The sequence below is a fragment of the Metabacillus dongyingensis genome (genome assembly GCF_019933155.2).
GTDB lineage: Bacteria > Bacillota > Bacilli > Bacillales > Bacillaceae > Bacillus_P > Bacillus_P dongyingensis.
Window position 1 is genome coordinate 4,377,716 of sequence record NZ_CP082944.1, and the last position, 13,159, is coordinate 4,390,874.

Below are 13,159 nucleotides of genomic sequence, written 5' to 3' on the forward strand. Positions count from 1 at the left end.
ATCACCTGGCAGAAAAGGTCCGGATTTGGTTTTTTGGGCGGATTTGATATGGCTGAGGAGTGGGTATATGGATCCAGACATCGAAGCAAAAAAATACTTTCTTATTAATTAAATCATCAAAAGAGTTTTGGACGATCAAAAGTAAAAAATCCCAGAGCTTTCATTCGTTCTCTGAGATTTATGATTCTTTATTATTTGTCTTTAATTTTGCTCGATGCTGTTCATTCAGCTGCTTAATTTCAGAAATAAGCTGTTTGATCTTTTCTTTCTCTGCCGGATACGTTTCATTCCAATGCTTCGCAAGCGGCGGCATGGACTTGGCAATGTGTGTATAAATCAACCAGCTTTTCACTTTTTCCTGAAGTTCAGGCGTTGACTCTCCAAGAAGCAATTCTGTGTATTTTTCAATCAGGCCATTCAGCGGTTCTTTAAGATCTTCCTGCAACAAGATCTCCTCCTAATCATCCATTATGTTAAACAATGCTTCGGACAGGTACTGCAGCGATCTCTTTTCTCAGAAGTCAGATAGTAAAGACAGCATGTTTGTCTCGTTACTTGTCCCTGTTCTCTATAGAAAGGCAAGAAAGGGTTTTTCATTCCTTCTCCGAAAAGTTCTCCGCCTGCTTCTTTCACTACATACACATAATCCGCTTGTATTTGCTCTATCGTAACATACTCAGGAATGTTTGCAAGCAGCGTGTTATACATCCAGACAACATAAAGGACGATATTCTCCCAAAGGACCAGTTTAGATATTCTTGCTTTCACTGACACGATGTTCACAATTTTACTTAAGTGATTCCGAAATAAATCTTTCAGTATTTCATCTCTCCACGCATCTCTGCTTTCTCCAGCAGAAACACACTCCAAAGAGTGAAAGTAAAAAGAAGGGAGCCATAAAGGATCCTTATCATCTGTCTCAAGTGTTAAATTTAGAGGGTCAGTATTCATTTTTTTCCCAAAAACAGTCATGGAAAAAAGAGCCATCGCTGCAAGAAAGGCGTATCGTTTAACAAGCATAGATCCTGTAACATTCAATCTGTCTGAATGAATTTTTGGCTGGATCTCAATTAAGTACCTTGAAAGAAAATCAGGATCCAGCAAGTTTGCCGCTTCTATCGATAAGGCTGATTCACTTCGTTCTAAACTCAGCCTGAATCTCGATAAATGCCCGAGCTCTTCTTTTGAAAAATGGTTCATGATTAAATTGCCGCCTCTTTAATAATGCAGCGGCCTCTTCCATGCGGAATGCACAGAGGAGTTCCAAACAGCGGATCCATTGTAACTTCGCAGTTCATTTGAAAAACATCCTTCACCAAATTGCAATTAATGACATGTTCGGGTCTGCCTTCCGCATAGATTTGCTTATCCTTAATAGCAACAATATGGTGAGCATACCGGCAGGCTAAATTAAGGTCATGCAGAACCATAACAATCGTACGCTGTTCTTTTTCATTCAGTTCAAATAAGAGATCCAAAATTTCGATTTGATGAGTCATATCTAAATATGTCGTCGGTTCATCAAGTAAAATAATATCCGTATCCTGAGCAAGAGTCATGGCAATCCAGGCACGCTGACGCTGTCCGCCTGACAGGGAATCAACCGGTCTTTCAGCAAATTCCAGCATTCCTGTAGCATCTAAAGCGCTCATAACTGCCTTCTCATCTTTTTCCGTCCATTGTTTGAGCCAATTTTGATAAGGATAACGGCCTTGCTTGACGAGCTGAAGAACCGTCAGGCCTTCCGGTGCAGCAGGTCCTTGAGGCAAAATGGCAAGTTTCTTTGCCACTTCCTTTGTGGGAAGCTTCGCAATGGCTTCTCCTTCTAAAAGAACTGCACCTTTTTCAGGCTTTAAAAGCCGTGCTATTGAACGCAGAAGCGTTGATTTTCCGCAGCCGTTGCTGCCGATGAATACAGTGATTTCGCCTTTTGGGATCTCTAAATCGAGCTCATTAATAATGGTTGTTTCTCCATACGACAATGTTAGCGCCTTTGTTTTAATAGCTGTCATTTTTACTATCCAGCTCCTTTTCAAATAAGGATTGATTAATGGCTGCGGGATGAATTTCTGGTGCTGCGGAAACAGCCTAATTATTTCTGCTTCTATAAAGCAGGTAGATGAAATAAGGTGCCCCGATCGCTGCAGTGAATACACCTGCAGGAATTTCAAGAGGAGCAAAAAGAGTTCTTCCAATCAAATCTGCAACCATAACGAGCACCGCTCCGAGCAATGCCGATACAGGAAGCAAAGCACCGAAAGATGACCCTACGAGTCTTCTTGCGATATGCGGGGCAATGAGGCCTACAAACCCGATTCCGCCCGCAAATGCAACAGCACTCCCTGTTAATGCAGTTGCAATCAGCAGCAGAATAAATCGATTGTGCTGTACAGCGCTTCCTACGCCAGCTGCAAGCTCATCCCCTAATTCCTGAATGTTGACGTTTCTAACAAAAATAAAGCTGATGATGACTAAAACGATTGTAATCGGCACCATAATCTTTACTTGATCCCAAGTTGCTGAATAAACAGTTCCTGTAATCCAAATATTTGCCTGCGCCGCGCGGTAGATCGGCCCTTTTATCATTAATAACGTCGTAAGAGACTGAGCAAGCATTGAAAGTCCAATACCGACCAAAACGAGTCTTATTGAAGAAGAACCGCCTCTCCATGACAAAATATAAACTAATAGGGCAATCACTGTCGCTCCTATAAAAGCTGCAACTGGCATCCACTGGATCGGAACAGTCAATGTATTATTTTTATCACTGAATATCGCTAAAAACATCACAACAGCAACGGAAGCGCCGCCGGTGATACCGATTATATCGGGAGATGCAAGCGGGTTGCGGATGATTCCCTGAAGAATGCCGCCTGCAACAGCAAGTGATATTCCGACCATTAGAGCAATCAGGATTCTCGGCAAACGAAAGGATTGAATGACAAGCTCATCCATCTCTGTCCCGTATCCAGCAAGTGTTTTAAGCACCTGAATCGGGCCGATTCTCAAATCACCCATACCTGTACTGAAAAGAAAGGTAAACGCAGTGACAAGGAGCAAAACACAGAAGACCGTTAAGGCTTTTTTATCAATAAGGAAAGAAATAAATCCTTTTCCTATTCTAAAAGAATGATAGCTTTTCATTATTTCTGGAACCCCCTGCGCGCGATGTAGATGAAAAATGGTGTTCCGACCAGAGCCGTCATCACTCCTACCGGCACTTCTTCAGGCATCGCGACGAACCTGGCCCCAATGTCAGCCGTCACTAACAGCACTCCTCCGAGTACGGCACAATAAGGAAGAATCCAGCGGTGATCATTCCCGACAAAGAAACGGGCAATATGCGGAATGACAATCCCTACAAATCCAACAGGACCTGCAATCGCAACTGCGCCTCCTGCAAGCAGAATAATAACGGCAGCCGTCATTAATTTGACGATGCCTGTTTTCTGGCCGAGCCCCTTTGCGACATCTTCACCCATCATCAGCAGGTTGATCTTGGATGCAAGAAAGACACAGATAACAAAAGCAATTCCTATATAAGGAAGCACACTATAGAGAAGCTCTAGCTTCCTTCCCTGAACAGAGCCGGCAAGCCAAAATAATACTTGATCCAATGCAGCTTCGTTACTTACAAGAAATCCTTGCGTCAGAGAGGAAAACAAAGCAGCCATCGCTGCTCCGGCCAATGTAAGCTTCATTGGTGTTAATCCTTCTCTCCCAAAAGAACCTGCAAAATAAACAGTGAAAGCAGCTGCTGCCGCTCCTAAAAAGGAAATCCAAGTGAAGGCCTGCAAAGAGCTGACGCCAAATATGGATACGGCAATCACAACAAAGAATCCCGCTCCGGCATTAATCCCGAATACGCCCGGAGATGCCAGCGGATTTTTAGTAAGAGCCTGCATCAGTGCCCCTGCAACTGCAAGGCTTGCTCCAACCACAACAGCTGTTGCTGCTCTAGGAAGCCTTACTGTCTGAATAATTAAATGTTCGTTAGAACCATCGAAATTTGTAAGCGCATTAATGGCTGTTTCCCACGAGGTTTGTGTATAGCCAAGCACGACACTTGCACAAATACTCACTAAAAGCAAAATAAAACCAGTGATAAGTCCAGCTATTTTCACTAAATTAGTCTGTAATAACATATTTATACCTCTTGATGTGAAACCATCACTTCTTAATATTTTTCTAAAGCTATTGTAACAAAGTCAATTGAATTTGAAAATCATTTTCAATTAAATATTGGCAATCAAAATCAGAAAAATTAATATTTTATCCGCAAATGAAAATCATTTTCAATTAAATATTGACAACTGATAGTAAAAAAATTAATATTTAACTTGTAAATGAAAATCATTATCAAACAAAAATATGGGGGTAACAACAAATGCAAGCTACATATCAAAAAGCATGGCTGTCACTTATTGCAATCGTTTTATCAGCAGTACTTCTAGCAGCATGCGGAAACAACGAGAAAGATAAAACGGCTGGTGATACTGGCAGCAAAGATAAAGAAAGCGAATCATATACTGTTGAACATGCAATGGGAACAACTGAAGTGCCTAAAAAACCTGAAAAAGTAGTCATTTTGACAAATGAAGGAACAGAAGCTTTGCTTGCAATGGGTGTTAAACCTGTTGGTGCTGTTAAATCCTGGTTAGGCGATCCTTGGTATGATCACATTTCAGATGAAATGACAGACGTTAAAGTTGTTGGGGATGAAAGTGCCCTTAATGTAGAAGCAATCGCTGCATTAAAACCTGATTTAATTATCGGAAACAAAATGCGTCAGGAAGACCAATATGAAAAATTAAGCAAAATCGCTCCAACTGTTTATGCTGAAACACTTAGAGGCGACTGGAAAGAAAACTTCAGCTTCTACGCTAAAGCATTAAACCGTGAAGAAGAAGGCAAAAAAGTGCTTGCTGACTATGATGCCCGCATTGCTGATATCAAAGCAAAAGCCGGTGATAAACTAGATCAGGAAATTTCAGTCGTTCGCTTCATGGCTGGAACAACACGCATTTATTATAAAGATACATTCTCTGGTGTCATTCTTGAAGAGTTAGGATTCGCACGTCCAGCAAACCTTGAAAAGTTATTTTCAGACAATCCGGATGATTTATTTGTTCGCGAAGTAACAAAAGAACTAATTCCTGAAATGGATGGAGATTATTTATTCTACTTCACTTATGCTCCTGCTGAAACAAAAGCTGATGCTGAAAAACAGGCAGAAGAATTTACAAATGATCCGCTTTGGAAAAACCTTGATGCAGTAAAGGCTGGCAAAGCCTACCAAGTTGATGATGCGATTTGGAACACTGCAGGCGGTGTCAAAGCTGCTAACTTAATGCTCGATGAACTTGAGAAAATCGTTCTCGAGAAATAATTTTGTCTCCCAACCAATTTATATACGCTTAACCCTTTTAAACGAAAAAAGTCTTCCACCCGGAAGACTTTTTTCGTTTTCTTCTATATATATGCATTCATAACAGATCCCTTATATTCAACTATTAAATCATAATATTTTATGGCCAGCATTTTTTCATCCTTATAGGAGTTGTTCCAGCAGTCTTCAAGCCATATATCTGCAATTGCCTGTTTCCGCTGATCTCCTGATTTTGCATCTTTCAGCGCAACGGTGCTTAACAGCAGATCGCACATTAAAGCGGATAATTTTTTCGCATGAAACTTCCATCCAGCTTCTTTCTGATTTTCCAGAAAAGCAAGCAAATCTTCAAGTTCCCTTATCCCGTTATGAATGGCTGTGCTGCCGGCCGAATTCTTTCTAATCCATGAGAGAAACAAAAGATGAACAGCATGCTTTTTAATGAGACGCAATACTTCTAAACCAAGTATATTTGCCGTACCCTCCCATACTGTCAGTACTTGAGAATCCCGCAGCAGTCTTGGCGTTACAAAATCTTCAATATATCCATTTCCGCCATGCATTTCGATTGCCTCATGCGAAAATGCAATTGCCTCTTCTGCCGTCTTTGCTTTTAATAACGCAATGAAAAGACGGGTCAGCATTTTTTCTTCATCTGTGGAAGTCTTTTCTCTCATTACCTTGTCAAAAAGCTGAATTAGTTCAAAGCATGCACTGGTCTGAACTTCCTGCCGCACAGCCATTTTACACAGCGTTTCCTGAATCATCGGAGATTCCGTCAGCTTTTTGCCAAAAGCTATCCGCTGCTCTGCATAGCCTTTTGCTTCAATATAAGCTCTTCTCATTATTCCGGCAGATGCGATGGCATTCGAGATTCTCGAAAGATTAAGTGCCTCCATCATGTAGTAAAACCCTCTGGATGGATCACCGATCAAGAATGCTTCCGCCCCATTTAATTCGACCTCAGCCGATGGAACTGCTCTTACCCCCAATTTATCTTTGAGACGTCTGATATGAATTTGATTTGAAGTTCCATCGTCCTTTTTCCAGGGAACTAAGAAAAGAGACAATCCCTTTGTTCCAGCAGGCGCTCCCTCCATCCTGGCAAGAACTGCTGCTATTTTGCATGCACCCGCATTGCTCGCAAAATATTTTTCACCATAAAGATGATACCCCATGTCAGCTTTTACGGCTTTAGTTTCATTTGCACCCACATCTGATCCGCCCTGTCTTTCCGTTAAAAAAGTAGCTCCTTCATAAAGCTCAACATCACCTGTTGAGATGACATGAGGTAAATATTTCGCCTTCAATTCCTCATCTGCATATTCGTCAATTAAATAGGCAGCTGCCATCGTAAGGGTGACCGGACAATAAAACCCTGATTCAACCTGAGACAGAAGATATCCTAAAGCATATGAATAGTGATAGTCTGCCTTTCTGTTCAATTCAGGAATGTTTTTATGCAGATAGCCGACAATCCCTGTTTGATAGGTGTCATGGATTGTTTTTTTATACCCCTCGTTCAGCCAGACTTCCGAGACATCATTTCCAAATTTATCATAGCGGATAAGCTTTGGCTGTCCCTCTCTATCCGTATGCGCTGCACGCTGATCAATTTCTTCAAAACAAAGCTTTTGAAATTTTGACAGTCTCTGAACGGTATATTCATAAAGCTCTGCATCCATAAATTTCCTCAGATTAAACAGCAAATTAGCATCCAATTTAATCAGCACCTCTCTTTATTAAATCGCTTACAACTCATTTTACAGAATATTCTCTTTATTCGATATGTACTTTTTGCATTCTTTGTTAGATATTTGGTAAGCTAACGGTAGATAGTAAGTTAGGAGGGACTCAGTCGAATGCTGCAGGCTGCGATGTGGGGAGCTTTTGCTGGTTCCTCTATTTTATTAGGTGCTTTGCTCGGCATCTACAAGGAGATACCGCGCAAGGTTTTAGGTTTTATTATGTCGTTTGGAACGGGTGTCCTGATCGGGGCAGCTTCCTTTGAACTGCTTAGGGAATCAGTGGATGACGGGGGACTGCTGGCAGCATCGGGCGGATTCATTTTTGGATCTTTGACATTTACAGTGTGTGAATTGCTGATAACAAAAAAGGGAGGAAGCGACAGAAAACGCTCAAAGCAAAACCCGGAAAATCACTCAGGAGTATCCATTTTTATCGGAACTGTCGTTGATGCTATTCCTGAATCGGTTATTATCGGCGTCAGCCTGCTTCAGGAGAATACAGTCAGCTTCTTAATGGTGACAGCTGTTTTTATCAGCAATTTTCCAGAGGGTCTTTCAAGCTCTGTCGGATTGCGTAAAGATGGCTATTCCAAAAAAAAGATCCTTTTCATGTGGCTGATCGTTTTACTTCTTTCTTCTCTCAGCTCATTTCTCGGCTTCTCGCTGCTGCAAAATGCCGACACTGCAGTGATTGCATTTATTGGAGCCTTTGCAGCAGGCGGCATCATTGCAATGGTGGCCTCGACGATGATGCCGGAAGCATTCGAAGAAGGCGGTCCGATTGTAGGTTTGATTGCTTCTTTAGGCGTACTTGCTTCGCTGATCCTCTCAAATCTATAATAAAAAAGGCTTCGCATCTGCGAAGCCTTTTTTTCATCCTGTTAATATATCTTCGTTAGGATATTTAATTTTTTGTTTTTGTGGTTTAGCAATAGAGAACAAGAGCGTCAATGGCCCAACTTTCCCTAAGAACATAATAAAAATGATCACTTCTTTTCCCAAATCTGATAATTTAGGAGTAACAGACATTGACAGTCCTACTGTACCAAAAGCAGAAACAACTTCAAATAAAATTTCCATAAAAGTAAGATTTTCCGATAAGGTTAAGATAAACACGGCCACTAGTACAAATAGCAGACTTGCCACTGTAATGGCAAGAGCTTTCACTATATATCTAGTGTTAATTGAGCGTTTCGCAATGCTTATTTCTTCTCTGCCCCGCAAAAAAGTAATGGTTGCCAGCAGAATGATGATGGCTGTAGTTAACTTTATTCCACCGCCAGTTGATGCACTCCCTGCTCCAATAAACATAAGGATGACCATTAGAAAAAGAGTTGTATCTTCCAGACTTGCCATATCCAATGTATTAAAACCTGCGGTTCTGGGCGTTACCGCCTGGAAATATGAAGCTAATAGCTTACTTCCCGAAGAAAGGTCTCCAAGTGTAGCAGGATTGGAATATTCAATAACAAATATAATAAACATCGCTGTTACATTTATCACAAGTGTACCGACAAGCATCAGCTTTGTATGCAATGAAAACTTTTTAAAGCTGCGCTTTCTCCATACATCAACAAGCACTGTAAAACCTATACCTCCTATTATAAAAAGAGATGACAGCACCAGGTTTATAAGCGGATCTCCTACATACCTCATTAAATTATCCGGCCAAAGAGCGAAACCCGCATTATTAAATGCAGAAATTGCGTGAAAAAAACTGTAGAAAAGACCTTTAGACCACCCATACTCGGGTATCCATCTAAACGATAAAAAGATCATTGCAATGAATTCAATTGAAAGGGAAAAGTAAAACAAATACTTTACTAAATTTATAACTCCGCCAATGGAGGTTTGATTCAGCGCAGTTTGCATCACTAATCTTTCTTTAATGCCAATTTTCCTCCCTAAGAGGATATAAATCAGAACCCCAAATGACATGATCCCTAATCCGCCAAGCTGAATCAGCATAGCAATGATAAATTGTCCGGTATAAGTAAAGGTTGATCCGGGGTCCACAGGTGCAAGTCCTGTTACAGTCATCGCGGATGTAGCAATAAATAACGCATCAATCCATCTAATCGGTTCATGAGTTGAAACAGGCAGCATCAATAAGGCAGATCCTCCTGCAATTCCAACTGCGAAAATAGTAACCAATAGCTGTGATGGATTAAACCGAATCATTTTTTGCAGTTTATTTGAGCTTATCACCTATATGCCCTCCTCCTCGAAACGGCTGATGTCCTTATTCCGTCCAATCACAAGCAGAATATCACCTGATTTGATGGATTCTTCGGCAGGAGGCGAAACAATCATCTCTTCATCCCGCTGAATCCCGACAATATTACATCCATATCTTGCCCTAATATCTAAATCAATTAATGTTTTACGGTGAATTTTTGCTGAAGCAATCAGCTCTACCATGCTGTATTCCTTTGAAAGCTCAATATAATCAATCATTTTTTCTGAAATAATATGATGGGCAATCCGCTTTGCCATGTCACGTTCAGGATGAATGACTTTGTTTACACCTATTTTGTCTAAAACCTTCTGATGATAGTCATTTTGAGCTTTTGCCCATACTTGCGGAATCTCCATTTCTTTTAGCAGAAGTGATGTCAAGATGCTTGCTTCAATATCATCTCCAAACGACACAAAGGCATGATCTACGTTACGCACGCCAAGCTGCTTCAGTGTCGCCTCATCAATTGCATTTGCCTGCACAGCAAGTGTCGCATATTGAGAATAATATTGAACCTTTTCATCATCTTTATCGACCGCTAAAACTTCCATCCCCAACTCATGAAATTCCTTTACAAGACTTCCTCCAAAACGGCCAAGTCCAAATACAGCAAATTGCTTTTTCAACAGGATTTCCTTCTTTCAATACTAATTTTTGCACACAAAAAGACACAGAGGTCCCATGAACCGCTGTGTCTGATTTTTTAAGATCACATTAGTTTCATTATCCTCTCTCAAGAACGCTTGCGAAGTTAGCTGTCGGGTTCGGGCAATGAGAGTAGCCCTACCAGTAAAGGATTCACCCCAAGCTGCAAAAGATGCCAGCAAAATTGGGTCCCCCGCTCCGTAATGGATTAAGCGAATTAAGAATATCTGAAATGTATTTATGAAAGTATCTTACTCCTGTTGAATTGGACAGTAAAGAGCCAATTATTGCAGAAATTAGTTAAAATTGAGCAAATATAACCGTTTAAGCGCTCTCAAGTCTTATTTACTCAGCATATCTGTTTATTTTAAATTCTTTGAAAGACTGATATGATGCGAAGAAGTTGTGGTTTAACAGCATATATTGAAGCGTTATTCATTTAAATTGATGTTCTATCAGTGTAAATTGCAGTTTTATCTGCATAAACCGGATTTCTATCAGTATCTTTCCAGATCACACATGAGCAAGTTAAAAACACCAAGCCCACATGGACTTTGTGCCGGAAGTTTACAGTTTGGCTCTTTGCAGTCTCAGCGTGTTCAAAACAACGGAAACCGAACTGAATGCCCTTGCCGCTCCATATCAGCTTCTGCAAGGGCTTATTGTCTTTAATAAAAAAGACGGCCACTTTAGGCCGTCTTTCTCATTATGACAATTTTTCTTCCATTTCAGGAAATTTAAAGTCTCCATGTTTCTTTTCTGTTTCTGCTACAATCACTGCACATGCCGCATCTCCTGTAATATTAACTGCTGTACGAGCCATATCCAGCAGACGGTCTATACCGATGATCAAGGCGATGCCTGCTACGGGAAGGCCTACAGAGTTTAAGACCATCGCAAGCATGATAAGTCCAACTCCTGGTACACCGGCTGTTCCAATTGAAGCGAGAACAGCTGTAAGTACTACTGTCAGCAACTGAGTGAAAGAAAGATCAATATTGTAGACTTGAGCGATAAAGATTGTTGCTACACCCTGCATAATGGCCGTTCCATCCATATTAATGGTTGCGCCGAGCGGCTGAACGAAACTTGAGATCGGCTCTGGAACCTTCAGACGCTTTTGCGCTGTTTCCATAGATACAGGAAGTGTCGCATTACTGCTTGATGTACTGAAAGCTACTGCCATGGCAGGAGCGAAATTTTTAAAGAACCAGATCGGGCTTTGCTTTGCCAGAAAAAGAATGGATGAACCATAGGTGACAATAGCATGAATCACAAGTGCAAGCATTACAACTCCCATGTAGAGTCCCATTGCTTTAAGGGCGTCTAAACCTTGACTGCCTACAGCAGTAGCAATAAGACCGAAAGTACCGTATGGAGCGAATTTCATCACTAGATTTACTAAATACATCATTAAATCATTGCCTTGCTCAACTACCTTAAATAATGTATTTGCTTTCTTTCCAAGAAACGTGATGCCAAGGCCAACAAAAATTGAGAAAATAATAATTTGCAGCATATTACCATCGGCAAATGCTTTAACAGGATTCGTCGGAATCATATTTAAGAATGTTTCTGCAACAGATGGAGCTTCTTCAGCTTTATATTCAGCGGACTTTGTATCGAATTCACCTACATTGCCGGGCTGAATGGTCAGTGCAAGGATTAAGCCTATAACAATGGCTACTGCTGTTGTTACTAAAAAGTAGGTGACCGTTTTAACACCTATTCTTCCTAATTTCTTTGGATCTCCTAACCCAGCAACTCCCAGAGTAATAGAAAAGAAGACTATTGGTACGACGAGCATATTGATTAAGTTTAGAAAGATTTTTCCAAGCGGGGTAAATAGGAACGTGTCTAACTGTTTAAATAAATCCGGAGCCGTGATATTAAGAATGAGGCCGACAATTGCCCCCAGAATAAGACCAATGATGATTTTCGTTGCTAGTTTCATATAAAACCTCCGTAAAAAAGTAATAGATAGTGTTTAATTCCCAATAAATAGAGAAAGAGAAACATATATGTGGGAGTTTTTTTAAAAAATACAAAAAACCGCGAGAGAATTCTCGCGGTTTTATTCGTCAATTTGAATAATTATAACATTTCCACAGATGAGTCTCTCCACCGCATACGAGGTTAGCTGTCGGATTCGGACGAAGAGTGTCCTACCTTTTGACCATAAAGGATTCACCCCAGTGCAACTGCACAGTTTGGTTCCCCCGTTCCCATTTTAGGATTAAGCGTATATTTATTAAGTTATACTACTATTCTAAATACAAGATTTAATTTTTGCAAATATAAAAATTTGCCTTTAATTGGATTTGAACATAAAATTTAGCAAAAAACGTTCTTACTTTAAGGAGTTTTAACCATGAAAAAGTGGATAAAAAATTTTTTTCTGATTGCATCAGGGGGTCTGATTCTCTCTTTTGCAGGATTTTATATCTGGTCCCAAATCACCTATAAACCGGCTGAAGAACTGTTTTACACTACTAATTTACTGGATCAAAATGATAAAAATGGGTATTTGCTGTTTCAGCCTGAAAACCAAAAAACGAATAATGGCATCATTCTATATCCTGGAGCAAAAGTTGATCCGAGAGCATATGCCTATCTTGCAGAGCAGTTAACTCAAAAAGGGTTCACTGTCTTAATTCCTAAAATGCCCTTTAACCTGGCTATTGCAGGCATCAGCAAAGCAGATAAAATTATAAATGATAGAGACGAGATTGAAAATTGGTACATTGGAGGACACTCTCTCGGAGGTTCGGCTGCTTCTATTTACGCGTTTGAACATCAGGAAAATATAAAAGGGCTTTTCCTGCTTGCTGCTTATCCGGCAGATTCCAGTGATTTTTCAAACACACATTTTCCGATTCTGACCATCTATGCAGAACATGACGGATTAACAACCCTGGATGAAATAAAAGAAACGAAACACCTATTGTCTGACAATACCTTTTATTACAAAATTAACGGCGGCAATCATGCACAGTTTGGCATTTACGGAGAACAAAAAGGAGATAACAAAGCCCAGATCAATGTCTTTGTTCAACAAGATCAGGTCATTCGAGAAATAAACAGCTGGATCGGGCGGATTGAGTAAAAGGCAAGGGAGATTTTCTCGTTTTTTTCTGC

The 13,159-nt window shown here is 40.5% G+C and carries 12 protein-coding genes, 1 pseudogene and 2 riboswitches; of the genes and pseudogenes, 3 read left to right on the forward strand and 10 right to left on the reverse strand.

Annotated elements, in window-relative coordinates; translation table 11 throughout:
• Positions 1–178: 178 nt before the first annotated feature.
• The 5 genes from K8L98_RS21770 to K8L98_RS21790 all read right to left on the reverse strand — a co-directional run bounded on the left by K8L98_RS21770 (position 179) and on the right by K8L98_RS21790 (position 4,145).
• Positions 179–445 (reverse strand): DUF2573 family protein, encoded by a 267-nt coding sequence (locus K8L98_RS21770; protein WP_223438058.1) that lies wholly within the window; start codon positions 443–445, stop codon positions 179–181.
• Between the two features lie 23 nt (positions 446–468).
• Positions 469–1,200, reverse strand: coding sequence for an IucA/IucC family C-terminal-domain containing protein (locus K8L98_RS21775; protein WP_223438059.1), 732 nt, complete (start codon positions 1,198–1,200; stop codon positions 469–471).
• Positions 1,201–1,202: 2 nt separating this feature from the next.
• Positions 1,203–2,012 carry an ABC transporter ATP-binding protein gene (locus K8L98_RS21780; RefSeq protein ID WP_223438060.1) on the reverse strand — a complete coding sequence of 270 codons (810 nt, stop codon included), beginning with the start codon at positions 2,010–2,012 and terminating at the stop codon, positions 1,203–1,205.
• A gap of 76 nt (positions 2,013–2,088) precedes the next feature.
• Positions 2,089–3,144 (reverse strand): FecCD family ABC transporter permease, encoded by a 1,056-nt coding sequence (locus tag K8L98_RS21785; RefSeq protein ID WP_223438061.1) that lies wholly within the window; start codon positions 3,142–3,144, stop codon positions 2,089–2,091.
• Positions 3,144–4,145: a FecCD family ABC transporter permease gene (locus tag K8L98_RS21790; protein ID WP_223438062.1), complete on the reverse strand. Its 1,002-nt coding sequence runs from the start codon at positions 4,143–4,145 to the stop codon at positions 3,144–3,146. Before K8L98_RS21790 ends, K8L98_RS21785 begins: the two co-directional genes overlap by 1 nt.
• A gap of 242 nt (positions 4,146–4,387) precedes the next feature.
• On the opposite strand from K8L98_RS21790, the gene K8L98_RS21795 reads away from it, so the two are divergent.
• Entirely contained in the window at positions 4,388–5,389 is a 1,002-nt protein-coding gene (locus K8L98_RS21795; protein ID WP_223438063.1) for an ABC transporter substrate-binding protein, read from the forward strand.
• An 83-nt stretch (positions 5,390–5,472) separates the two neighbouring features.
• On the opposite strand, the gene K8L98_RS21800 is transcribed toward K8L98_RS21795, so the two are convergent.
• Entirely contained in the window at positions 5,473–7,074 is a 1,602-nt protein-coding gene (locus K8L98_RS21800) for an acyl-CoA dehydrogenase family protein (protein WP_223443677.1), read from the reverse strand.
• Positions 7,075–7,251: 177 nt separating this feature from the next.
• Here K8L98_RS21800 and K8L98_RS21805 point away from each other — a divergent pair, with 177 nt between their 5' ends.
• Positions 7,252–7,977, forward strand: coding sequence for a ZIP family metal transporter (locus tag K8L98_RS21805; RefSeq protein ID WP_223438064.1), 726 nt, complete (start codon positions 7,252–7,254; stop codon positions 7,975–7,977).
• 33 nt (positions 7,978–8,010) lie between these two features.
• Here the strand turns inward: K8L98_RS21805 and K8L98_RS21810 are convergent, their stop codons facing one another.
• The 4 genes and pseudogenes from K8L98_RS21810 to K8L98_RS21820 all read right to left on the reverse strand — a co-directional run bounded on the left by K8L98_RS21810 (position 8,011) and on the right by K8L98_RS21820 (position 11,975).
• The gene (locus K8L98_RS21810) at positions 8,011–9,318 is read right to left on the reverse strand and encodes a TrkH family potassium uptake protein (RefSeq protein WP_223443680.1); all 1,308 of its coding nucleotides are present in this window, start codon (positions 9,316–9,318) and stop codon (positions 8,011–8,013) included.
• 27 nt (positions 9,319–9,345) lie between these two features.
• Entirely contained in the window at positions 9,346–10,002 is a 657-nt protein-coding gene (locus tag K8L98_RS21815; RefSeq protein ID WP_223438065.1) for a potassium channel family protein, read from the reverse strand.
• A 99-nt stretch (positions 10,003–10,101) separates the two neighbouring features.
• Positions 10,102–10,246, reverse strand: a riboswitch (cyclic di-AMP (ydaO/yuaA leader).
• A 342-nt stretch (positions 10,247–10,588) separates the two neighbouring features.
• A pseudogene (locus K8L98_RS26925) lies at positions 10,589–10,660 on the reverse strand (cation transporter); the annotation flags it as partial.
• 67 nt (positions 10,661–10,727) lie between these two features.
• Positions 10,728–11,975 carry a dicarboxylate/amino acid:cation symporter gene (locus K8L98_RS21820; protein WP_223438066.1) on the reverse strand — a complete coding sequence of 416 codons (1,248 nt, stop codon included), beginning with the start codon at positions 11,973–11,975 and terminating at the stop codon, positions 10,728–10,730.
• Between the two features lie 156 nt (positions 11,976–12,131).
• A riboswitch (cyclic di-AMP (ydaO/yuaA leader) is annotated at positions 12,132–12,274 on the reverse strand.
• Positions 12,275–12,392: 118 nt separating this feature from the next.
• Here K8L98_RS21820 and K8L98_RS21825 point away from each other — a divergent pair.
• Positions 12,393–13,127: an alpha/beta hydrolase gene (locus K8L98_RS21825; RefSeq protein WP_223438067.1), complete on the forward strand. Its 735-nt coding sequence runs from the start codon at positions 12,393–12,395 to the stop codon at positions 13,125–13,127.
• The last annotated feature ends 32 nt before the right edge of the window (positions 13,128–13,159 follow it).